This is a genomic window from Pantoea sp. DY-17 (genome assembly GCF_019795975.1).
Classification (GTDB): Bacteria; Pseudomonadota; Gammaproteobacteria; order Enterobacterales; family Enterobacteriaceae; genus Pantoea; species Pantoea leporis.
Map to the genome: position 1 here is coordinate 320,591 of NZ_JAIMIG010000002.1, position 23,921 is coordinate 344,511.

Genomic DNA, 23,921 nt, shown 5'->3' on the forward strand with positions numbered 1-23,921 from the left:
TGCTGATTGCTCTTTAAAGTGTCAGAGTTTTACTGAAGGTTTGTAGTGAATTACCCACTTACTACTTAGATCTAAGATGTAAGCCAATGAATTTAAGATAATAAAAATGTAACGGCTTCGTAATCATTTCCATTTACTACTACATTACAACATGGTTGAATGATTCTCAATTGCATTGCACCAGGTTAATAAAGAATGAATAACAACAAGCCGTCGGCTTCTAAATCTCAACGCCATCCCGCCATTCTGGCTGCGATTTACGGCGTCAGTATTTGGGGTTCCACCAGCAGTTTTGCCGCCGAGGAGAGCAACACGCTCACCGTTTCGGCGCAGGAAGATAACGCACAAGGTTACAACGTCACTAATAGCGCGATCGGCAGTAAAACCTCTACGCCGCGCATTACCCAGGCGCAGTCGGTCAGCGTGGTTACGCAGCAGCAGCTGGAGGATTATCAGGCGTCGAGCCTTGCCGACGCGATGCGTTTTGTCAGCGGCGTTACGGAAGGCAATACGCTGGCAGGCACCGAAGATGGCTTCGTGCGTCGCGGCTTTGGCAGCAATTCGGATGGTTCGATTTATCGCGATGGCGTGCGCAGCAGCCAGGGTTTGAACTTTGATGCCACCACCGAGCGCGTTGAAGTGTTGAAAGGCTCCGCATCGCTGCTGTACGGCATCCAGAATCCGGGTGGCGTAATCAATGTGATAAGCAAAAAGCCGCAGTATGAGTGGCACAGCAAAGTCAGCGGCCGAACCTCCAGTGAAGGCGGTGGCGCGGGCACGGTGGATGTCACTGGACCGCTTGGCAACGGCTTCGCCTTCCGCCTGATTGCGGAAAAACAGAATCAGGATTACTGGCGCAATTTCGGCAGCGAAAAGCACACGCTGATCGCGCCCTCGCTGCAGTGGTTTGGTGAGCAAGCCAGCTTCCTGATTAGCTATTCAGATTATCAGTACGACATTCCTTACGATCGCGGCACCGCATTTATCAACGGTAAGCCGCTGGATATGGGCTACAAAGATCGTCTGGATGACAAAGCCAACCATGCATGGGGTCACAACAAAACCCTCAACGCCCATTATGACTGGCAATTTAATGATGACTGGAGCACGCGCGTCACGCTCGGCTGGAACCAGCGTCAATACGATAATAATGAAGTGCGCGTCACGGCGGTCAATGCCAGCACTGGCGTGGTGACGCGTCGTGCCGATGCCAATCGCGGTTTTAACCATAAAACCAAATACGTTTCGTGGGACGTGATCGGCTCACAGCAAGTGTTAGGGATGACGCACGATCTGGTGCTGGGCACCGATTACGAGATGATCCAAACCTATCGCGCGCATCAGTATCAGGGCAAAGCCAACACCGGTTTCAACTTCACCGATCCGCAGTACGATATTCTGTCGCCTGTTACCAACAGCAGCACCGAAAACAGCGCCAATGCCAATAACCTCAACCGCACGCACAGCCGTTCAATCTATGCCAAAGACAGCATCAGCCTGACGGAAAACTGGATTGCGGTGCTGGGCGGACGCTATCAGCATTACGAGCAACGCGCCTCGAAAGGTTTTGATCCGGTGGTGCAAACGCTGGACAGCGAAGGCAACAAATTCCTGCCGCAGGCCGGTTTGATCTACAAAGTGACGCCGGACGTTTCGCTCTACACCAGCGTGAGTAAATCCTTCACACCATCGACCGATGTTGATGATGATGGCAACGTCGGTAAACCGGAACAGGGCACCACATGGGAAGTCGGCAGCAAGTGGCAGATTTCACCGAAGCTGTTTGCCAGCGTCGCGCTGTATCGCATCAACGAGCGCGATATGTCGCTAAGCATTAACGGCACCACGCGCGCCATCAATAAAGCGCGCTCCAGCGGCGCGGAATTTGAGTTAAATGGCGAAGTGCTGCCGGGCTGGGATCTCAGCGCCAACTACAGCTATGACAAAGCCGAGATCGTAGATGACGGTGTTAACGCGGCTAATAACGGCAATCGCCTGCAGAATGCGCCGCGCCACGCAGGCGCGCTCTATCTGAGCCATAATCTGGCGATCTCCGGCATTCCGGGCGATTTGCGCGTAGGCGGCGGTGCGCGCTATGTGGGAACGCGCGCCGGCGATCCGGAAAACAGCTTTACCCTGCCCGATTATGTGGTGGCGGACAGCTTTGTCGCCTGGAACAATCAGCTGTTTGGCGAGAAAACCCAGCTGAAGCTCAACCTGAATAACCTGTTCAACAAACATTATTACACCTCCAGCGGCGGCAATCTGCGCGTGCGTGAAGGAGAAACCCGCAACCTGATGCTCGAGGCCAGCGTTGAATTCTGATTCGATATTTGTACGACGTGCGCCAGGCTTGTCCGGCCCGATGTTGGTGGTGCTGGCCTGTTTTCTGCTGGTGCTCAGCAGCGTGGCCTCGGCAAAAACCATCACCGATATCGACGGTAATCGCGTTGAAATCCCCGATCGTCCGCAGCGTATCGTGCTGGGTGAAAGCCGCATGCTGTATACGCTGGCGTTACTGGAGCCCGGCGATCCGTTTCAGCACATTGTGGCGTGGCCGCAGGATCTGAAGAAGTACGACAGCCAAACCTGGAACAGTTTTGCCCGTCACTTTCCCAAGATGCTGAAAATCCCGTCGCTGGGTGCTGGCGGGCCGAACGCCATCAATCCCGAGCAGATTCTGGCGCTGAAACCGGACGTGGTGATTTTGCCGAGTCTGGCACGCTACGATGATGCCGACCTGCGCCTTGTCACCATGCTGAAAGCGGCGCACATTCCGGTGGTGAAGATCGATCTGCGCGTGCATCTGCTGAAAAACACCCGCCGCAGCGTGGAGATATTTGGCGAAGTGCTGAATCAGCAGGCGCGGGCAGAAGCGTTTAATCGTTTCTACCAGCAGCATATGCAGGTGATTCATGATCGCTTAGCCAGCTATCAGGGCGCGAAACCGTCGGTGCTGCTGCAACTGCATCTTGGACGCCGTAACGAATGTTGCGTGACGGCGATCAACGGCAGCCTCGGCGAATTACTCAACGCGGCGGGCGGCGACAATATCGCCAACAAAACCCAGCACGGCGTGTTTGGTCGCCTGAGTGAAGAGAGCGTGATTGCCGCTCAGCCGCAGTACTATTTTGCTACCGGCTTTGGCGATAACGCCTCGCAGGGCTTACTGAAATTAGGGCCAGACGTGGCACCCGAAACCGTGCTGGCTAGTTTCAAACAGCTCACCGCGCAGCAAAACGGTTTACGCGAATTATCGGCATTGAAAAATGGTCACTCGGCGGTGATCTGGATGAATTTCTACCTCAGTCCGTGGCACATTGCGGCGACAGAATTTATGGCTAAGACACTCTATCCACAGCTGTTTGCGGACCTGGAACCCGAAAAGACCCTGCAGCAGATTTTCCGTGATTTCTTACCCATTCCCTATAGCGGCACTTATTTTATTAACATCCCGCCAGCGAGCAATAAATAATCACTTCCGCTCCGCTTGTGATTAATCCGAACCTCGCTAATCTTAAATTGCAGCACGGGCATGGCGTTGAAGCCCTTATTTCCGCCATGCAACAACAACTCACGAGAGGATGTTTTATGGCTGAGCATAGAGGCGGTTCCGGTAATTTTGCTGACGATAAAAAGAAAGCATCAGAAGCCGGTAAAAAAGGCGGAGAAAAAAGCGGTGGTAGTTTCAAAGATGACCCCGCTAAAGCATCAGAAGCAGGTAAGAAAGGCGGCAAGAAGTAGCCAACCATGTTTTAAATAGCACATAGCACCTTGGAAATCCGCCAGGGCACGGACGCCCTAAGCATTATCCCCTTCTGCAGTCGCACCTCGATAAATATTGTTAATTACCTCACGTTACTGCTGCACTTTTTAACCCCCTTTCGTTTACCGTTTCGTCTTAATAAATCTGATTGCTCACTTTCTAACGTGACAAACATCACATTTATGCCAGGCTTAGTTTATTCACCTCATGCGACAAGGAGATATATATGACATCGCAAACCACAAATAAAACCCTTATTACTGAAACGTATCCGGTTCCGCCATTTAAAAAGCAGACGCAACCGATGCCGGGTTTGGCGAGCAAAATGGATCCCCGTCCCGATCATGGTGAAACCAGCTATCGTGGTACCGGTAAATTGACCGGTCGTAAAGCGCTGATCACCGGCGGTGATTCCGGGATTGGCCGCGCCGTGGCAATTGCTTATGCCCGCGAAGGCGCTGATGTCGCCATCAACTTCCTGCCGGAAGAAGAGGCTGATGCGGCAGAAGTGGTAAAACTGATTGAAGCCGAAGGCCGCAAAGCGGTGGCGATTCCGGGTGATATTCGTTCGGAAGAGTTCTGTCAGAAGCTGGTGGATCAGGCTGCTGAGCAGCTAGGCGGATTGGATATTCTGGTGAATAACGCCGGACGTCAGCAGTTTAATGAATCCATCCTGACACTCTCTACTGAAGACTTTGACGCTACCTTTAAGACTAACGTCTATGCGATGTTCTGGATCACCAAAGCGGCGCTGAAATATCTGCCAGCTGGGTCGTCCATCATCAACACCTCGTCGGTGCAGGCGTATCAGCCAAGCGCGATCCTGCTGGATTATGCGCAGACCAAAGCGTCGATTGTCGCGTTTACCAAAGCGCTTGCGAAACAGCTAGGTGAAAAGCAGATTCGCGTCAACGCGGTTGCGCCCGGCCCATACTGGACCGCGCTGCAGGTGAGCGGCGGACAACCGCAAGAGAAAGTGGAGAAGTTCGGTGAATCCGCACCGCTGGGTCGTCCGGGACAACCGGCTGAAATCGCCCCGCTGTACGTCACGTTTGCCGATGTGAAAAACAGCTTCACCTCCGGCCAGGTGTGGTGCTCTGATGGCGGCACCGGCACGCTGTAATCATCTTTGGGGTCGCCATTCGTGGCGATCCCGCTCTACCCGTTCAATCGTTCAGGAAACACGTCCCTCAGCCATCCGATAAATACACGTAATCGCTGCGTAAGATGACGATTCTGCGGATAAACCACATGAAACGGATAATTCCCCGGACGCCACGCCGCCAGAATCTCAACCAATTTTCCCGCCTGTAAATCTGCTGCCGCTGCATAGCGGAAGGTCTGAATAATCCCTAAACCCGCAACCGCTGCCGCCAAATGCGCGTTACTTTCATTGACGCCAATCCGATGCTCACTCTTAATCTCAAGCCGCTCTTCGCCCTGGGTAAAACGAAACGGAAACGCCCTGCCACTCTGCGGTGACAAATAGCTCACCATGCGATGACCATTTTTCAGCTCCTGCGGATAAGCCGGTACGCCATAGGTTTTCAGATAGCCCGGCGCGGCGCAGGTAATCATCTCCGCATCCCCCAAATGACGCGCCACCAGCGACGAATCGCTAAGCGGACCGCCGCGAATCACGCAATCGACGTTACCGCTGATCAAATCCACCGCGCGATCCGCAACGCCAAGATCGATACGAATGTCCGGATAGCGGGCAATGAAATCGGGCAGCGCCGGAATCAATACATCGCGCGCGGTTGAGCCGCCAATATCAATACGCAGATAGCCGCCAGGTTTGGCGCTTTCCGCATTAAACGAGTGATCGATATCTTCCAAATCGCGCACGATGCGCAGCGCTTTTTCATAGTAATCGCGCCCTTCTGGCGTCACCGTGACGCGCCGCGTGGTGCGTTGCAGCAAGCGAATGCCGAGATGCGCTTCCAGTTCCTGCACCAGTTTGCTCAGCGTGGCATTCGGCATATCGAGCGAATCCGCCGCACGCGTAAAGTTGCCCGCTTCGACGACGCGCGCAAAGGCCTTTATCGCCAATAACTGATCCATGCTGTTTTCCGCCGCCTTTAATTATCCACACACAGAAATAGTCATTTCGATTCTACACCATTTATCAGCAAACGCCGTGAAGATAGATTGCTTCTCATGCACTGCAACACAGTCATCAAAACCTCATCATCCATTGGAGAAGCAAACATGAACGCACTCAACGGCAAAATCGCATTGGTAACCGGCGGCACAACTGGCATTGGTCTGGCATCCGCGCAGGAGTTGGCGACACAAGGCGCACGCGTGTTTATCACCGGTCGTCGTCAGGCGGAGCTTGATGCGGCAGTCGCCAGCATCGGTGCCAGCGCCAGCGGTATTCGCGCTGATGCTGCGGTGCTAAGCGACCTCGACAACGTTTACGCAGAAATCGCCAAACAAGCGGGCCGCCTCGATATCCTGTTCGCCAACGCCGGTGGCGGCGACATGCTGCCGCTTGGCGCCATCACCGAAGAGCATTTTGACCGTATCTTTGGCACCAACGTGCGCGGCGTGCTGTTTACCGTGCAGAAGGCGTTGCCGCTACTGAGTGACAATGCCTCGGTGATCCTCACCTCGTCCACCACATCGATTCAGGGTACTGCCGGATTCAGCGTATACAGCGCCAGTAAAGCCGCGGTGCGCAACTTTGCCCGCTCATGGGCGCTGGATGTGAAAGATCGCGGTATTCGCGTTAACGTTGTGAGTCCCGGCCCGGTGCGCACGCCAGGTTTGGGTGGTTTGGTGCCGGAAGATCAGCAGCAAGGATTGTTTGATGCGCTGGCGGCGCAGGTGCCGTTAGGTCGGCTTGGCGAGCCTGGCGAAATTGGCAAAGTGGTGGCGTTTTTAGCGTCCGATGCGTCCAGCTTTATTAACGCCGCTGAGCTGTTCGTCGATGGCGGTATGGCGCAGGTCTGAAAGCTATTTTGTAGGTCGCCATTTATGGCGACCACGCTCTCAAGCCGCACTGGGTTCCGCCTCCACATACAAATAACCAATCCCCAGCACCTGCCGCGACCGATCCAGCTGACCAAAATGCACATTGGTGCCTTTGCTTTTCAACGCATCACGCGGATCGAACGGATTGAAATCGATCTGCCGCACAATGCTCTGCAACCAACTTTCACCAAAGGTACAGCTGCGACCATATAACCAAATCTGATTAATATTCAGCGTGTTGAGAAAATTATATAAGCTCATACCAATCGCTTCGGCGGCGCGCTGTGCCCACGCTACAATCCAGGGTTCGCCCGCTTGCCACGCTTGCAATAACTGCGTGCTGCTGGGCTGCGGCGCTTCGGGATCGCGCTGATGAGCCGCCTGTTTTAAGGTGCTGAGTGAGGCCACCGTTTCCAGACAACCCTGACGTCCGCAACTGCAGCGCTGGCCGTTAGGCTCAATGATGGTGTGGCCGATTTGGCCGCTGCCGTACAAATTGCCGCGAAAAATCTCACCGTTGATCACAAATGATGAGCCGATACCGTAATCCACATTGATGACGCAGAATTCGCTGAGCGCATTGCGATTTAACCACTTCTCAGCCAGCGCCAGCATCACGCAGTCGTTATCCACACGCACTTCCACGCCGAGCTTCTCCTCCAGCAGAAATTTCAACTGCAACGGCGTTTTCCACGCGGCCTGAGGCATATGCTGTGACACACCGGTGACCGGATCGACCTGACCATGCACTGCCAGCGCCAGATTAATGCGTCGCTTCGGCCACTGTTTGCAGGTTTTCCGCCACACCGCCTCAATCTCACTGAGCAATGCTTCCGGCGTTTCCGCTTTGATGGCGACTTGCTCAAATTCTCCCTGCGCTACCAGTTGCGCATCGGCCAGTTGCCGTTCAATGCTGCTCGGCTTGACGCATAAACACAGCGTCCAGGCTCCGTTGGATGGCAGCTGAAAACTGCCGTTGCTGTTACCGCGTGCGCTCATCAGCGCCTTAGAGTGTTGCAGTTTTCCTTCATCCAGCAGCGCCTGCAAAATTTTACTGGTAGCCGGAATGGTTAAGCCGCTGAGGAGTGCCAATTGAGATTTACTGAGTTGCTTATGCCGCCACATCAGCGACATAAACAGCGCCTTATTATGTTTTCGCACCTGCAAATTGTTCAAACCAACCGGCTTCATTTTGTCTCCATTACACCCCATCCGCCCCGTTTACTAAACAGAGTTTACTGTCTTTTGTGATGGTTTCGCCATCCTCTTTACTACCGTTGCCTTAAAGTTCGTGCTCATCCCAATAACAAAAAAATATCCTCACCTCTCAAGAGACATTGAACATGACAACATCACCTGCAAACCATCCGTGGCTGATCCGCCTCGGTATTCCACCCGCGCTGGCCTGGGGCTACGTCGCTGTATTGCTGTTTATGATTGGCGATGGCGTGGAGTCGAACTATCTCGCGCCTTACCTGCATGAAAATGGTTTCTCACTCAATATCGCGGCGGCGGTGATCGCCTTCTACGGCGTCACCGTTACGCTCGGTTCTTGGCTGGCCGGTTCGCTCTCCACACTCATTGGCCCGCGCAAAGTGATGCTGGCAGGCGGTGTGATCTGGATTGTGTTTGAAGTACTGTTCCTCGCCATCGCCTTGCCTTCCCATAGCGTGGCCTTGCTGGCGTTAACGTACGGTTTGCGCGGCGTCGCCTACCCCATGTTTGCCTATGCGTTTCTGGTGTGGATTCAGGCCGCCGCACCCGCCGATATGCGCGGTTCAGCAACCGGTTGGTTCTGGCTGGCGTTTACCGGCGGCTTGCCCACGCTGGGATCGCTGGTGGCGATCTTCTCAATACAGTTGATGGGTGAATATGCCACGTTCTGGTTGTCGCTTGGGCTGGTCGCGTTGGGATTGCTGGTGATGGTGATCGCGCTGAAAGAACGCAGCGGCTATCAGTCGTTGCTCGATGAGCAACACCGTCAGCAGAGCGTTGCGCGTACGCTGATGGGCGGCATCGATATTTTGTGGCGTGAACCACGCATCGCCGCCGCTGCTGTGGTACGCATTATCAACACCACGCCTTACTTCGGCTTCTTTGTTTTCCTGCCAGGCTTTTTCACCGAGCAGATCGGATTTACGCAAACCGAATATCTCAGCCTGATCACCATCATGGGCTTAGTCGGCATGAGTTTTAACCCGATTGTCGGCAAGCTCAGCGATCGCATCGGCTGGCGCAAGGTGCTGACGGTATTTGGTGGACTCGGCTCCGGCATCTCAATGCTGCTGATGTATTTTGTGCCGCAGTGGAGCCACGGTAGCTTTTTACTCAGCGTCATCTGCGCGTGTTTATATGGCATCACCTTGTGCGGCTATGTTCCCGCTGCCGCGCTGTTCTCTTCCCTGTGCCAGCCAAAAGATAAAGGCAACGCGATGGCGATTTACTGCTTTGCTGCCGGGCTTTCCACGTTCTTTGGCCCTGCGCTGTACGGTGCCTTCAACGCGCTGTTTGGCACCTCGGGCGTAGTGTGGGGTTACGCCGCTTTGTACCTGATCAGCGCCATTGTTTCCTGGTGCTTCCTGCTCAGCCCGCTTGATCCCGGCGAGCAGCATAATCCCGAGGCGCAGCGCTTGCGCCGTTTAGATTCTGTCGCTTCAGAGTAAAGAGAGAGCCATGAAAGAGTTTGATTACATTGTGGTGGGCGGCGGCAGCGCCGGTTGTATCGTCGCCGCCAGGTTAGTCACGGAAGGCAACGCGCGCGTGCTGCTGCTGGAAGCCGGGCGCGACGAGTATCATCCGGTGCTAAAAATGCCAGCGGGTTACATGAAGTTTCTCGCCAGCGACAAATTCCTCACCATGCACCAGACCGAGCCGCAGCCACAGCTCAACGGACGCGGCGTGATTGTGCCGCAGGCGAAAGTGTTAGGCGGCGGTTCGACGGTCAATGCGATGGTGTATATGCGCGGCCATCGCCAGGATTACGCCGACTGGAACAGCGCACTCGGCAATCAGGGCATCGACTGGTCGTGGGATGCGCTGCTGCCGCACTTTACCGCCATCGAAGATAACGATCATCTCGGCGCGCCCCATCACGGCATCGCCGGGCCAATGAAAGTGTCGCATCTCGGCCACTTCAGCCCACTGAGCCGCGCTTATGTGAAAACTCTGCAGGGATTGGGCATTCCTTACACGCCGGATTTCAATACCGGCAATCCGTTTGGCGTAGGCTTTATGCAGCACACCATTAACGGTCAGACGCGCCAGCGCTGCAGCGTGGTGGATGCCTTTATTACGCCGCTGCGCCATGACGCGCGCTTGACCATTGTCACCGGCGCGCAGGTAGAGGAGATTCTGTTCGAGGGCGCAAATGCCAGCGGTGTACGCTACACACAGGATGGCCATCCGCAACGTGCCAGCGCGCGTAAAGAGGTGATTCTGGCTGCCGGTGCCTATCAAACGCCGAAGCTGCTGATGCTCTCCGGCATCGGTCCACAAGCCCAGCTAAAACAGCATGGCATCACGCTGCGTCAGCATTTGCCGGGTGTCGGCAAGAATTTGCAGGATCACTATGAAGTGCCGGTGGTGGCCAGCACCAACGGTGCCTTTGGCTATTATGGTCAGGATCGTGGCTGGCCGATGGTCAAAGCTGGCTTGCAATATATGTTGTTCAAAACCGGTCCGGTCACCACCACCGGCGTGGAAACCTGCGCCTTCTTTGACCCGCTCGATTTCGGGGCCACGCCAACGATTCAGATGTTTTGCGTGCCTACGGTGTATCTCGACCGCGACGTGATGGGCGCCGATCCCGGCCATGGCGTTACCGTCAATTCGCTGCTGCTGCGCCCCAAAGCGACCGGCGAGGTCACGCTGCGCGATAGCAGCGCCAGTAGCTTGCCGATTATCGATGCGCAAATCTTTGGTCATCCCGACGATTTGGCGCGCACCATCGCCGGTTTCCGTTTTGCGCGTAAGGTCATCACCGCGACGCCCATCGGCGCGATGGTGCAGCAAGAGATCTTCCCCGGTGCAGAGATGACTTCAGATGAAAAGATTGCCGAACACTGCAAGCGCATGGTGAAAACCGGCTATCACCCGGTCGGCACTTGCCGCATGGGCCACGATAACGATCCGCTGGCGGTGTTACACGACGACCTGCGCGTGCGCGGCGTTAACCGCCTGCGCGTGGTCGATGCCTCAATGATGCCCAACATTATCAGCGGCAACACCAATGCCATTGTGATGGCGGTGGCCCATCGTGCTGCTGAATTGCTATTGCAGACGCAGCAGAGCGAGAACAAGGAGCACGCTTATGAGTGAAAAATTATCCCGCCTGCAGCGTGCACTCGCCTCCTGGCAACTCGATGGTGTGCTGCTTACCCGGCGCGATAACATCGCCTGGCTGACCGAAGGTGCCAGTTTTTACGTGGTGGAACGCGCCGAAGTCGGCGTGGCCAGCTTGCTCATCACGCAGGACAAGGTTCTACTGCTCGCGCCTGAAAATGAGATGCCGCGTATCCTCGCCGAAGAATCGCTGCCGTTTGCCTGTGAAACGCTGAGCTATCCGTGGTTTCAATCGTTAAATACCCTGTTGCCTGAAGGCAAATTCGGCAGCGATACGCCGCAAAACGGCATGTCTGATATTCAACAAGCGATGGTGGCGCTGCGACAGGGCCTGAACAGCAACGAGCAGCAGCGATTTAAAGCGTTGGGGCGTGAAGCCGCGCAGATTGTCGAAGGCGTGGCGCGTAAGTTACAAGCAGGCGTGACGGAATGGCAGGTAGAGGCCGAGATTGTCGCAGCCTGTCTGGCACGCGGTATTCGTCCGATGTGCACCTTAGTGGCGGCTGATGAGCGTATTAGCGCGTTCAAACACCCGGTGCCCACGCAGAAAAAGCTGCAACAACACATGCTGATCACGCTCGGCGCCGAGCGCCACGGGCTGCACGTGAGCCTGACGCGGTTAGTGCATATCGGCCAACCTGGACCCGCATTACGCCAGCGCCTCAACACGTTGTGCCAGATCCACGCCGATATTCTCTGTGCAACGCAGCCGGGCCAAAGCTGGTCAACGCTATTTCAGGCAATTAAAGATGCCTATCAGCGGCACGGACATGGCGATGCGTGGCGCGATCATCATCAGGGCGGCCCGGCGGGTTATGGTTGCCGCGACGTGATCCTAACGCCAGATACGCGCGGCGATATTCATTCTGATATTGCCGTGGCGTGGAATCCCACGCTCAGCGGCGTAAAAAGCGAAGATACCTTTTTGCTTACCGCTGAGGGCTGCGAAGCCTTAACGCGCAGTGGCGAATGGCCAATGATTACCGTGCAGCGCGGCGAGAGCAGGTTGTACTTCCCAGACTGGCTGGCATTACCGGCATCTTCATAAGGAGGCGATTATGTCATCACGATTACCTAATAAAACCGCGATTATCACCGGCGCTGGCAGCGGCATAGGCAGCGCGATCGCTACACTGTTTGCGCAACAAGGTGCTCGCGTGGCGCTGTTCGATCTTGACGGTGAAACCACCGAAGCGCTGGCGGCAGAGTTGCAGCAGCAAAGTGGTCAACACTGTATTGCCTATAGCGCAGATGTCACGCAACCCGAGGAGGTGCAGCGGGCGGTGAGCGAAGCGCAGCAAGCGCTGGGCCCGATTGATATTCTGATCAACTGCGCGGGCGTGAATGTGTTTCGCGATCCGCTGGCACTGGAAGATGACGACTGGCAGCGCTGTATGGAGGTCAATCTGAAAGGACCCTTCAACCTGATCCGCAGCGTGCTGCCGGGCATGCTGGCGCGCCAGTACGGCAATATCGTTAACGTCGCGTCGGTACACGGGCACAAAATCATTCCCGGCGCGTTTCCCTATCCGGTTGCCAAGCACGGTTTGATTGGCCTCACGCGTTCGCTGGGCGTGGAGTACGCCAGTCAGGGCATTCGCATTAATAGCATTTCTCCGGGTTTGATCATGACGCCCGCCGCTGAAGCCTGGCTGGCAAGCTGTCCCGATCCGCAAGCCGAGCGTGAACGGCAGGCCGCTTTGCTACCGTGCAAACGTATTGGTGAACCGCAGGAAGTGGCATATACCGCGCTGTTTCTCGCCTCGGACGAAGCGCGCTTCATCAGTGCCACCGATATCCTGGTTGATGGCGGACGCAGCCAGATTTATCACGAGTAATAAATGATATTTTTATCGGGTCGCCATTCATGGCGACCACGCTTAATCTAACTCTCAATCACCGGAATCTCATCCAGTTGGGTAAAGATCGCCATCCCCCGCTCCTTGCCAATCCGCACATCGTTATCAGCCCCCTGCGACGCGCCCGGAATGCGTAAAATAGCATCGCAACAGTAAATCAAACGATGCGCCACCGGATAGAGAAAAGATTCACTGATTTCATCGCCAATTGTCTGCGAACCGGCGGCGCTCGCCAGCGGCAACGCCAGCCACTCACCGATCACCGGCGTATGTCCGCGCTGGTAGACCTGCAGGGCAATCTGGTCTAATTTCTTAATGTTTTCATGAATTAACACTTGATTGCCGTTGGTGCCGCTGCGTACGGGCCCTGCTATAAGAATCAACATTGCGTTTCTCCAAAAATTCGATGGTGTGGGCAAGCGTTTTTTTGCACGATTTGCCCGGCGATAGGTGACAAAATCTACGCTAACATGCATAATCGTGCAGATACAAGCAAAAACATGAATGAGAAAATAATGCTCTCCAGCCAACGTAAGCAGCAAATCCTCGCCATTTTGAGCGAAGAGAAACAGGTGATGTCGAGCGAGCTTAGCCAGCGCTTTGCGGTGTCGGAAGACTCAATTCGCCGCGATCTACGTGAGCTAGCCGCCGAAGGATTACTGCAACGTGTACACGGCGGTGCGCTGCCGGTTTCTGCCGCTATCGCACCGTTTGAAACACGCAAAAGCGTGCAGATTAGCTCTAAACGCCTTATCGCGCAGAAAGCGGTCCAGCTAATCCAGCCAGGCCAGGTAGTGATTATCGATGGCGGCACTACCACCGCCGAGATGGTGAAATTGCTGCCGCCGGATCTGGCATTTACCGTGGTGACGCACAGCCCAAGCATCGCCGTGGCGCTGGTGGATTATCCGCAGGTTGACGTGATCATGATTGGCGGCCTGCTCTATCGCCATTCGGTGGTGGCGGTGGGTGCGGCGGTGCTGGAAGGCATTGCGCGGATTAATGCCGATCTGTTCTTCATGGGCGTGACCGGCGTGCACAAAACGGCGGGATTAACCACTGGCAACTACGAAGAGGCCGGGGTGAAACGTGCGCTTTCCGCACGCGCGGCGGAAACGGTGGTGATGGTGTCGAATGAGAAGCTGAATTCCGCTTCGGCGTTTGCCATCGGCGAATTATCACTGGTCAGCACCTTGATCGTTGATGCTCAACCCGATGACGAAATGTGCCAACTGCTGCGGAAAAAGCACATAACTGTGCTGTAAACGGCTATTCTTCGCTGCTGAAGAAACGTTCTGCCACTAGATAATCAGGAGCTTAATAAGATGTCTGAGAATCCCACCATCGCCCTAATTGGACCGGGCGCGATTGGCACCACCATCGCAGCGGCGCTGCATGAAGCTGGACGCACGCCCACGATTTGCGGGCGTACCGCACATCCGCAGCTGGAGTTGCGTCACGACAGCGGCAAAATTATTGTTCCCGGCCCGGTGCTCACCAATCCCGCCGAGATCGCGCAACCGTTCGATCTGGTGTTTGTGGCGGTGAAAACCACCCAGGTTGAGGATACCGCGCCATGGCTGGCGGCGTTGTGTGATGAAAATACCGTGGTGTGCGCACTGCAGAATGGCGTAGAGCAGAAAAGCCAACTCGCGCCCTATGTCAATGGCGCGACCGTGCTGCCATCGGTGGTGTGGTTCCCGGCCCAGCGCGAACCGGACGCCTCCGTGTGGCTGCGGGAAAAGCCGCGCCTGACGCTGCCAGAAACGCCGCACGCTGAGTTGGTGGTTGCGGCACTGCGCGACACGCGCTGCGCGGTCGATCTCTCCGCCGATTTCCTGACCATCGCCTGGCGCAAACTGCTGCAAAACGCGGTTGCCGGTTTAATGGTGCTGTCGAATCGTCGTGCGGGCATGTTCCAGCGCGACGACATCAGCGCGCTGGCGCTGGCCTATTTGCAGGAGTGCCTGACGGTAGCACGCGCTGAAGGTGCCGCGTTAAAAGATGAGGTGCCGCAGGAGATTGTAGAACGCTTCCACCGCGCACCGACTGATTTAGGCACCTCGATCCTTGCCGACCGCCAGGCCGACCATCCGCTGGAGTGGGATATCCGCAACGGCGTCGTGCAGCGTTATGGTCGGGCGCGCGGTATTCCCACGCCAATCAGCGATGTGATTGTGCCGCTGCTGGCGGCCGGTAGTGAGGGGCCGGGCTGATCATCTACATTCACGGTCGCCATCCATGGCGACCACCCTCAAGCATGCTATCTACCCGTGTTTTATCCTGCCAACTTGCGAGATGTTAAAATCTTTACTAGGGTTTGCGCTTCTTCTGCCTCTTATAGCTTTCTTTTCCATTTATGAAATTACGGCTGCGAAAGCTATAAGATCGCGCCATTTTCTCAACTGGGGAATTTATGAGCACAGGAACGGATACAACACACTCAGCCACAGCCAGTGGCTTGACCGTTGATGACATCACCGTTATCGACAACAAATTGCTGAAACGCGCGGTCGGTGCCGCCGCATTGGGTAATGCGATGGAGTGGTTTGACTTCGGCGTTTACAGCTATCTCGCCGTGATCATTGGCCAGGTCTTCTTCGCCGATGCCAGCGCTGCCGCGCAGCTGATCGCTTCGTTCGGTACCTTCGCCGCGGCGTTTTTAGTGCGTCCGATTGGCGGCATGGTGTTTGGCCCACTCGGCGACCGCATTGGACGTCAGAAGGTATTGGCGTTAACCATGATCATGATGTCGATCGGTACGTTCTGTATCGGTCTGATTCCGAGCTATGCCAGCATTGGTATCGCTGCGCCGATTCTGCTGCTGCTGGCGCGCTTGCTGCAAGGGTTCTCCACCGGTGGTGAATATGGCGGTGCCGCGACCTTTATCGCGGAATACTCCACCGACAAACGTCGCGGCTTTATGGGTAGCTTCCTTGAGTTCGGTACGCTGGGTGGCTATCTGCTGGGCGCCAGCCTGGTGACAGCAATGATCGCTTTCTTACCGCATCAAACCATGATGGATTGGGGCTGGCGTGTGCCGTTCTTCCTCGCCGCGCCGTTGGGTCTGTTCGGTTTGTATATCCGCTTAAAGCTGGAAGAGACGCCCGCGTTTAAAGATCACATGGATAAGCGCGAAGAGATGGAGCACAACAAGCCGCGCCTTAGCGTGTGGCAGATGCTGCGCGATCAACGTAAACCGCTGCTGAAATGTATTGGTCTGGTGCTGTTGTTCAACGTCTCCAATTATATGCTGACCGCCTATATGCCGAGCTATTTAACTGGCGTGCTGGGAATGAGTGAACTATCCGGCCTGATGTTGGTGATGGTGATTATGTTTATCATGATGCCGCTGACGTTAATGTGGGGATATCTCACCGACCGCATTGGTCGCCGTCCGGTGATTGGTTTAGGCGCGTTGGGCTTAATCGTGCTGGCGATTCCGAGCTACATGTTGATTGGTTCCGGCAATATGCTTTTGGTATTTGCCGGACTGGCGATTCTGGGCTTATTGCATACTTGTTTCAGCGGCACCATGCCGGCAACGTTACCGGCGCTATTTGTCACCGATATTCGTTATAGCGCGCTGGCAATTGGTTTTAACTTATCGGTTTCGCTATTTGGTGGCACCACGCCGCTGATTACCGCATGGCTGGTGGATACCACGCACAATAATCTGATGCCGGCGTATTACATGATCGGTGCCGGGATTATTGGTTTGCTGACGGTTTTAACCTTGAGTGAAACGGCCCGCAAACCGCTGAAAGGTTCATCGCCTGCGGTGGCAACAGAAGCGGAAGCGCATCGTTTGATCGATAAATTGCGTAAACGTAAGGTCAAGCATAAACCGGCTTAGGTTCGAGTCGGCATTAACAAAGGTCGCAGTCCTGCGGGATTTAAAGCGATTTTGAGTTAAGAATACACACGACTGCTGCAGCGCGGATGTCGCCTCAACATCCACGTTGCAGCAACTATGCATTAACCTGACTCACCATCGCTACAAACCCCGTAGGGTCGCCATTCATGGTGACCTGGTGCGCATCAATGCGCACCCTACGAAAAACCCGTTCGGGCACTGCCATCACAGACGGCGCTGTTGCGCGCCATCCGCAGCGCCGAGCGCAGAGTGACGGCCAGGATGAGCCGACAGGACGTCGGCGAAAGCGCGGCATGAGCCAGGAAGGCGAATCCGCGCGGTCCGTCAGGACGGAGCGATAAGCGAGGGAATAGCGAGGACGGCGCAGGCGCGGATTGCTAAGGTCCGCGCCTTCGGACCTTAGCCCGGCCGCCTGCTTCCAGCATTCTGAAACTACCAGATGCTTAGCGGGCGGAACCCCTGCGATGTCAGCGCGCTGCACATCTGACAAACATCACGCCTTTTTGGCGACCTCATCTAACCGAAGCGTAAAAATCCCCCGCTTATTCGATAATTTCTTAAACCCACCTGAAATCCTCTCGCGCGCGCCAGAAAACGCCAAAATATCGACTATGATTTGTTGTCCGACCTAACTTTCATCCCAAATTATTTATCGTTTTCAGCCAGTAGCGAATCGCTTGATGTCGTCCATTGCCCCTGCGTGGGCTAAACGAGGCAATTGAATGGAATTCAGATCATTTGAAAAATCCTGGGGCGCTGAGATTCTTGCTGATGACAGCGTCCGTTTTCGTGTTTGGGCACCAGGGCAGCAGCACATCACCTTAAGACTTGCCGATAACGACACCGCCATGCTCGACGCAGGCGACGATTGGTTTGAGCTGCAAGTCAGCGGCGTGGCGCCCGGTGCAGAGTATAACTTTGTGCTGGACGATGGCACGGTAGTACCGGATCCCGCCGCGCGTGCGCAAAAGGCTGATGTTAACGGCCCTTCACTGGTGGTCGATCCGCAAAGCTATCGCTGGCAGCACACCGAATGGCAAGGTCGTCCGTGGCATGAAACGGTGGTGTATGAAATGCACATCGGTACCTTCACGCCCGAAGGCACTTTCCAGGCGGCGATAGCTAAATTGCCGTGGCTGGCCGAATTAGGCATCACGCAGCTGGAAGTGCTGCCGGTGTCGCAGTTTGGTGGCAATCGCGGTTGGGGCTACGACGGCGTGCTGCTCTACGCTCCGCATGCGGCTTACGGATCGCCGGATGATTTCAAAGCCTTTATCGATGCCGCGCACGCGCACGGTTTGTCGGTGGTGCTGGATATCGTGCTCAACCACTTTGGCCCGGAAGGCAATTACCTGCCGCTGCTGGCGCCGGCGTTTTTCCACCAGGAACGCATGACGCCGTGGGGCGCAGGCATTGCATATGATGTCGATGCTGTGCGGCGCTACATTGTCGAAGCACCGCTCTACTGGCTGCAGGAATTTAATCTTGATGGCCTGCGTTTTGATGCCATCGACCAGATTGAAGACAGCTCCAGTAAGCATGCGCTGATTGAGATCGCCGAACGTATCCGTCAGGAAATACCCGAGCGCCCTATTCATCTCACCACCGAAGATTGCCGCAACGTTATCTTCCTGCATCCGCGTGACAAACAGAGCAACGCGCCGCTGTTTACCGGTGAGTGGAACGATGATTTCCACAACGCGGTGCACGTGTTTGCAACCGGTGAAACTCATGCCTATTACGAAGATTTCGCCGACGTGCCGGAGAAGCTGGTGGCGCGAGTGCTGACTGAAGGCTTTGCTTATCAGGGCGAACTTTCACCGCAGAGTGGGCAGCGGCGCGGCGTGCCGAGCGCCAGCCAGCCGCCGGTGGCGTTTGTTGATTTCATCCAGAACCATGATCAGGTGGGTAACCGCGCGCAGGGCGATCGTTTGCTCAGCCTGGCGGGCAGCGATCGCACCAAAGTGCTGCTGGCGACGCTGCTGCTGTCGCCGCATATTCCGCTGCTATTTATGGGCGAAGAGTATGGGGAAACGAATCCTTTCCTGTTCTTCACCGATTTCCACGGCGATCTGGCCAAAGCGGTGCGTGAAGGGCGCGCGAAGGAGTTCACCGGGCACGCCGGGCATGACGAAGAGGTGCCGGATCCCAACGCCGAGCAGACCTTTGCCCGCTCAAAACTTGACTGGGATAAGTTACAAACGCCTGAAGGCCAGAGCTGGCTGGCGCTCACGCGCGAGCTGCTGGCGCTGCGTCAGCAATACATCGTGCCGCTGCTGGCCGATGCGGGCGGCAACAGCGGCAAGGTGCTCGCTACCGCTGAAGGCTTTGTGGCCGTCAGCTGGCATTTCCCACAGGGCGAACTGTCGCTGGCGCTGAATATCGGCAAGCAGACGCAACCTTTACCCGCCACGCCAGGTCGCACGATTTTCGCCTGGCCGCAAGAAACTGAAGCATTATCACAAAACGCCATCGTGGTGCGTTTGGATCAGGGAGCAACAAAATGAGTATTCCAACCGCGACGTATCGCATTCAGTTTCGCAACGGCATGACGTTTGATCGCGCCGCGGCGCTGGTGCCCTATCTGCAACGCCTTGGCATCAGCCATCTTTACGCGTCGCCGATATTTAGCGCCACCGCCGAATCCACCCACGGTTACGACGTCATCGATGCCAATGAGATCGAACCGGCGATTGGCGGCCGCGACGGCTTTAATCGTCTGGTTGAGGCGTTGCAGGACGCGGAGATTGGCTTGATTCTCGACATCGTACCGAACCACATGGCGGCCTCGCTGGAGAATGCCTGGTGGCGTGATGTGATCGAGTATGGCGAGAGCAGCCGCTATGCCAATCATTTTGATATCGACTGGACGCGCCGCCTGACGCTCCCGTTTCTCGGCGACAGCTTCGAGAACGTGCTGGAAAACGGTGAGCTGAGCATTAAAACGCATCCGCAAACTGGCCATCCCGCGTTGGCGTATTACGACAGCTTTTACCCGCTGACGCCCGCCAGCTGGCAGGATCGCGCCGACGAGGTGCTGGCGATGACTGAAGCCAAAGCGATTGCTGAACTGCATGAGCAGCAGCCGTGGCGTTTGATCAGCTGGCGCGATGCACGCAGCGAGCTCTCTTATCGCCGCTTCTTTGAGATCACCGGGCTGGTCGGCGTGCGCGTTGAAGACGAGGCGGTGTTTGCCGATTCCCACCGGCTGATTCTCGAACTGGTGCGCTCGGGCGCGGTCAGCGGCCTGCGCGTCGATCACGTTGATGGCCTTGCCGATCCACAAGGCTATTTGCGCCAGCTGCGCCAGGCCACCGGCCCGGATTGCTATATCACGGTGGAAAAGATCCTCGCCGAAGGGGAAAAGATCCCTGACGATTGGCCCATTTCCGGCACCACCGGCTACGAATTTATTGCCGCGCTGTCGCACGCGCTGGTGGATGATTCGCAGATCGATACGCTGCATCTGGCCTATGAAGCCACCACCGGACAACGTAACGACGTTGAAGGCGGACTGCGCGTGGCGCGTGAATTGATGGTTGACCGCAATTTTGCCGGTGAGTTTGCGCGTCTGCTTAAGCTGGCGACGCAGATTGCCGGTTCTGAACATCGCAACCTTGGCGAAGCGGAACTGCACGTCGCACTGCGCGAAATCCTCATCGCCTTCCCGGTGTATCGCACCTACGGCCAGCAGGACGGCATGCCGCTCGAAGGCGAAGAGCTGCTGCAACAGGTGCTGGAAACGGTGAAAAACAGCGCGTCGCCAACGGTGTTGAGTTTGCTGCAGGCGATGCTGCTGGGCGCGGTTTCCGAAGAGAGCGAAAAAGACGCGCACGAATTCCGCATGCGCTTCCAGCAGCTGACCGGACCGCTGATGGCGAAATCGGTAGAAGACACGCTGTTCTTCCGCAATCACGTCGCGTTAGCCATCAATGAAGTGGGCGCAGAACCGCTGCCGCACGCCTTCTCGCTGGCGCATTTCCACAGCGAGATGCAAATGCGGCTGCAACAGCAGCCCGACGGCATCTCTTCCACCTCAACCCACGACACCAAGCGTGGTGAAGATGCGCGTGCGCGGCTGTATACGCTAAGCGAAGCCCCCGCGCTGTGGGCGGAACACGTAGCGCGCTGGCGGCAGATTAATCAGGCGCAGGTGGTGGAACTGGACGATGGCGCCGCGCCGGAACCGGCGGTGGAATGGATGCTGTATCAGGCGTTAGCCGGCGTGTGGCCGACCACCTTGCAGCCGCAGGATGCCAGCCAACTCGAAGAGCGCTTTATTCCTTTTGTCGAAAAAGCGTTACGCGAAGCCAAACTGCGCACCGACTGGGCAGAGAGCAACGAAGCCTACGAAAAAGCGGTGCTGGATTACGCGCGTCATCTGCTTTCACCGGCCAATCAGTTGTTCCTCAGCGATTTCAGCCACGCGTTGCAACCGTTTATTCAGGCCGGATTAATTAATAGCCTGACGCAAACGGTAATTAAACTCACCGCGCCGGGCGTGCCGGATATCTATCAGGGTAGCGAAGCGCTGGATTTCAGCCTGGTCGATCCCGACAACCGCCGCACGCCGGACTTCGCGCTGCTGGAGCAGCAGCTGGAAGAGTCTTCTTCGCCCGACTTCAACGACGCGCAAAACTGGCTGAGCGGCAAACTGAAACAACAAGTGATTGCACGCCTTCTGCATCTGCGCCGCGATTATCCGCAGCTGTTCCGCGTGGGCGATTATCAGCCGCTGGACGTCAGCGGTGAACATCAGGAGAAAGTCATCGCCTTTGCGCGTCAGGACAGTAACCACGCGCTGCTGGTCATTCTGCCGCGCCTGAGTTTTGACAACGCGCAGTGGACGCAAACCGAAGTGGTACTGCCCGAGTCACTCGCCCATCGTCACTATCGCAACTTATGGAGTGGCGAAACCGTGACGATTGGCGATTACATCGCGCTGGATGAGGCGGCCTCAAGTGCGCCGTTAGTGCTGCTGAGCAGCTGATGCATTACCCGATTAATCTGTGTGGAGAATAATGGATGACAAGTAAGCCTCTAGAAATTACAGCAGGTTCGGGACAAGTGCTTGGCGCTAACTATGATGGCCAGGGCGTGAACTTTGCGCTGTTTTCGGCCTGCGCTGAGCGAGTCGAACTGTGTTTGTACGATGAGAGCGGCGAAAACGAAATCGCCCGCTTCGATTTGCCGGAATACACCCATGAAGTGTGGCACGGCTACATTCCCGGCTTGCAGCCCGGCGCGCTCTATGGCTATCGCGTACACGGCCCGTACGAGCCGGAAAATGGCCATCGCTTTAACCCTAACAAACTGTTGCTCGACCCTTACGCACGCGAACTGGCGGGCGAATTGCAGTGGGACGAGTCGCACTTCGCGTATGACCTGCTGCATGAAGATAAGGATTTGAGTTTCGATACCCGCGACAGCGCACCGTTTACGCCCAAATGTGTGGTCATCGATCCCAATGAATTTGACTGGCAGGATGCTAATCGACCGAATATTCCGTGGTCGAAAACGGTCATTTATGAAGCCCACGTTAAAGGTTTTAGCCAGCTTAATCCGGCGGTGCCCGAAGAGATGCGCGGCACTTACGACGGTTTAAGCAATCAGGCTTCGATCGATTACATCAAAAGCCTGGGCGTAACCACCGTGGAGCTGCTGCCGGTGCACGGTTTCCCGGACGATCAGCATCTGCTGGATCGCGGTCTGAAAAACTTCTGGGGCTACAACACGCTGGCGTTCTTCGCCCCGGCCACGCGCTACTTTGGTCCGCGCGGGATTCAGGGCTTCCGCGATATGGTGCGCGCCTTCCACGATGCTGGCCTCGAAGTGATCCTCGACGTGGTTTACAACCACACCGCCGAAGGCAATGAACTCGGCCCCACGTTGTCGTTTAAAGGCATTGATAACTACTCTTATTACCGCACGCTGCCGGATCAGCATCGCTACTACATCAATGACACCGGCACCGGTAACACCGTGAATACGTCGCATCCGCGCGTGCTGCAGATGATTCTGGATTCCCTGCGTTATTGGGCCGAATCCATGCATGTTGATGGCTTCCGTTTCGATCTCGGCACCGTGCTGGGCCGTGAACCAGAAGGCTTTGACCAGCGTAGTGGCTTCTTCGATGCCATCATGCAGGATCCAGTGTTGTCCAAATTGAAACTGATCGGTGAGCCGTGGGATATTGGGCCGGGCGGTTATCAGGTTGGCGGCTTCCCGCCGGGCTGGGCGGAGTGGAACGATAAGTATCGCGATACGGTGCGCGAATACTGGAAAGGTGACATGGTCACTAACGACTTTGCCGCGCGCCTGCTCGGTTCTGGTGATCTCTACGACCAGCGCGGTCGCCGTCCCTGGTCCAGCATCAATTTCCTTACCGCACATGATGGCTTCACGCTCAACGATTTGGTTTCGTACAACGAGAAACACAACGAAGCTAACGGTGAAGACAATAATGACGGCCATAACGAGAACCGTTCGTACAATTACGGTGCGGAAGGCCCAACGGACGATGAAGGCATCAACGCGGTACGTGAGCGGCAGAAACGCAACTTCCTCGCCACGCTGCTGTTCTCGCACGGCACGCCGATGTTACTGGCGGGTGATGAGTTTGGTCGCAGTCAACTGGGCAACAATAACGGCTACTGCCAGGACAGCGAGATTTCCTGGCTGCATTGGGAAAACCTGCCGCCTTCTGCTGATGCACTGCGCGACTTTACCCGGCATATTCTGGCGTTACGCGCTCAACAACCGCTGCTGCGGCGTGAAAGTTGGCGCGATGGTATGGAAATCAAATGGTTTAACGCCGGTGGCGGCTTCCAGCAGGATGATCAATGGGATGATGGCACCACGCTCGGGGTGTATCTCGGTCGCCCGGATTTAGTGCTGGAGGAAGGCATCTGGCATGACGTGTTGATGCTGTTTAATCCGTATGAAGGCAATGTGCCGTTCAGTATTCCACAGTTTGGTGAAGGTGGCTGGGTGCTGGAGCTTTCGACGTCAGACAGCGTTGAGAAAGGGTTAGTGATTACCAAAGAGAAGGATTTCGAACTGGAAGGCCGCAGTATGGCGCTGTTCCGCAGGCCGTAAT

18 protein-coding genes are annotated in these 23,921 nt (G+C 55.9%); 15 read left to right on the top strand and 3 right to left on the bottom strand.

Annotation, left to right across the window (positions count from 1 at the left end):
- The first annotated feature begins 195 nt into the window (after nt 1-195).
- From K5Y33_RS11950 to K5Y33_RS11965, 4 genes are all read left to right on the top strand, one after another.
- On the top strand, nt 196-2,325 hold the full coding sequence (locus K5Y33_RS11950) for a TonB-dependent siderophore receptor (RefSeq protein ID WP_222234053.1): 2,130 nt from the start codon (nt 196-198) through the stop codon (nt 2,323-2,325).
- Between the two features lie 40 nt (nt 2,326-2,365).
- Entirely contained in the window at nt 2,366-3,475 is a 1,110-nt protein-coding gene (locus K5Y33_RS11955; RefSeq protein WP_222234338.1) for an ABC transporter substrate-binding protein, read from the top strand.
- 116 nt (nt 3,476-3,591) lie between these two features.
- Nucleotides 3,592-3,744 (top strand): general stress protein, encoded by a 153-nt coding sequence (locus tag K5Y33_RS11960; protein ID WP_101761338.1) that lies wholly within the window; start codon nt 3,592-3,594, stop codon nt 3,742-3,744.
- Between the two features lie 248 nt (nt 3,745-3,992).
- A complete protein-coding gene (locus K5Y33_RS11965) occupies nt 3,993-4,889 on the top strand; it encodes an SDR family oxidoreductase (RefSeq protein WP_101761337.1) in 897 nt (298 codons plus the stop codon).
- A gap of 35 nt (nt 4,890-4,924) precedes the next feature.
- Here K5Y33_RS11965 and K5Y33_RS11970 read toward each other — a convergent pair whose 3' ends face one another.
- Complete coding sequence (locus tag K5Y33_RS11970) at nt 4,925-5,830, bottom strand: LysR family transcriptional regulator (RefSeq protein ID WP_222234054.1); 906 nt, start codon at nt 5,828-5,830, stop codon at nt 4,925-4,927.
- A gap of 147 nt (nt 5,831-5,977) precedes the next feature.
- On the opposite strand from K5Y33_RS11970, the gene K5Y33_RS11975 reads away from it, so the two are divergent.
- A complete protein-coding gene (locus tag K5Y33_RS11975) occupies nt 5,978-6,724 on the top strand; it encodes an SDR family NAD(P)-dependent oxidoreductase (protein ID WP_222234055.1) in 747 nt (248 codons plus the stop codon).
- Between the two features lie 39 nt (nt 6,725-6,763).
- On the opposite strand, the gene K5Y33_RS11980 is transcribed toward K5Y33_RS11975, so the two are convergent.
- A complete protein-coding gene (locus K5Y33_RS11980) occupies nt 6,764-7,936 on the bottom strand; it encodes an ROK family protein (protein WP_222234056.1) in 1,173 nt (390 codons plus the stop codon).
- Nucleotides 7,937-8,088: 152 nt separating this feature from the next.
- Here K5Y33_RS11980 and K5Y33_RS11985 point away from each other — a divergent pair, with 152 nt between their 5' ends.
- From K5Y33_RS11985 to K5Y33_RS12000, 4 genes are read left to right on the top strand one after another with little or no spacing between them, the layout of a single operon-like run.
- A complete protein-coding gene (locus K5Y33_RS11985) occupies nt 8,089-9,408 on the top strand; it encodes an MFS transporter (protein ID WP_222234057.1) in 1,320 nt (439 codons plus the stop codon).
- Nucleotides 9,409-9,418: 10 nt separating this feature from the next.
- Nucleotides 9,419-11,062, top strand: a complete 1,644-nt coding sequence (locus tag K5Y33_RS11990; RefSeq protein ID WP_222234058.1) for a GMC family oxidoreductase — start codon at nt 9,419-9,421, stop codon at nt 11,060-11,062.
- Nucleotides 11,055-12,134, top strand: coding sequence for a Xaa-Pro peptidase family protein (locus K5Y33_RS11995; protein WP_222234059.1), 1,080 nt, complete (start codon nt 11,055-11,057; stop codon nt 12,132-12,134). The genes K5Y33_RS11990 and K5Y33_RS11995 overlap by 8 nt, the downstream gene beginning before the upstream one ends.
- A gap of 10 nt (nt 12,135-12,144) precedes the next feature.
- The gene (locus tag K5Y33_RS12000; RefSeq protein WP_222234060.1) at nt 12,145-12,924 is read left to right on the top strand and encodes an SDR family oxidoreductase; all 780 of its coding nucleotides are present in this window, start codon (nt 12,145-12,147) and stop codon (nt 12,922-12,924) included.
- A gap of 47 nt (nt 12,925-12,971) precedes the next feature.
- Here the strand turns inward: K5Y33_RS12000 and K5Y33_RS12005 are convergent, their stop codons facing one another.
- The gene (locus K5Y33_RS12005; RefSeq protein ID WP_222234061.1) at nt 12,972-13,331 is read right to left on the bottom strand and encodes an NUDIX hydrolase; all 360 of its coding nucleotides are present in this window, start codon (nt 13,329-13,331) and stop codon (nt 12,972-12,974) included.
- Between the two features lie 129 nt (nt 13,332-13,460).
- Between K5Y33_RS12005 and K5Y33_RS12010 the strand changes: the two genes are divergently transcribed.
- The 6 genes from K5Y33_RS12010 to glgX all read left to right on the top strand — a co-directional run bounded on the left by K5Y33_RS12010 (nt 13,461) and on the right by glgX (nt 23,920).
- On the top strand, nt 13,461-14,210 hold the full coding sequence (locus tag K5Y33_RS12010) for a DeoR/GlpR family DNA-binding transcription regulator (protein ID WP_222234339.1): 750 nt from the start codon (nt 13,461-13,463) through the stop codon (nt 14,208-14,210).
- A 60-nt stretch (nt 14,211-14,270) separates the two neighbouring features.
- Nucleotides 14,271-15,161, top strand: coding sequence for an oxidoreductase (locus K5Y33_RS12015; RefSeq protein WP_222234062.1), 891 nt, complete (start codon nt 14,271-14,273; stop codon nt 15,159-15,161).
- 200 nt (nt 15,162-15,361) lie between these two features.
- On the top strand, nt 15,362-16,801 hold the full coding sequence (gene proP / locus K5Y33_RS12020; RefSeq protein ID WP_101761326.1) for a glycine betaine/L-proline transporter ProP: 1,440 nt from the start codon (nt 15,362-15,364) through the stop codon (nt 16,799-16,801).
- A 743-nt stretch (nt 16,802-17,544) separates the two neighbouring features.
- Nucleotides 17,545-19,329, top strand: a complete 1,785-nt coding sequence (gene treZ / locus K5Y33_RS12025; RefSeq protein ID WP_222234063.1) for a malto-oligosyltrehalose trehalohydrolase — start codon at nt 17,545-17,547, stop codon at nt 19,327-19,329.
- Nucleotides 19,326-21,812: a malto-oligosyltrehalose synthase gene (gene treY / locus K5Y33_RS12030; RefSeq protein WP_222234064.1), complete on the top strand. Its 2,487-nt coding sequence runs from the start codon at nt 19,326-19,328 to the stop codon at nt 21,810-21,812. Before treZ ends, treY begins: the two co-directional genes overlap by 4 nt.
- A 35-nt stretch (nt 21,813-21,847) precedes the next feature.
- Entirely contained in the window at nt 21,848-23,920 is a 2,073-nt protein-coding gene (gene glgX, locus K5Y33_RS12035; protein ID WP_222234065.1) for a glycogen debranching protein GlgX, read from the top strand.
- Nucleotide 23,921 lies beyond the last annotated feature (1 nt).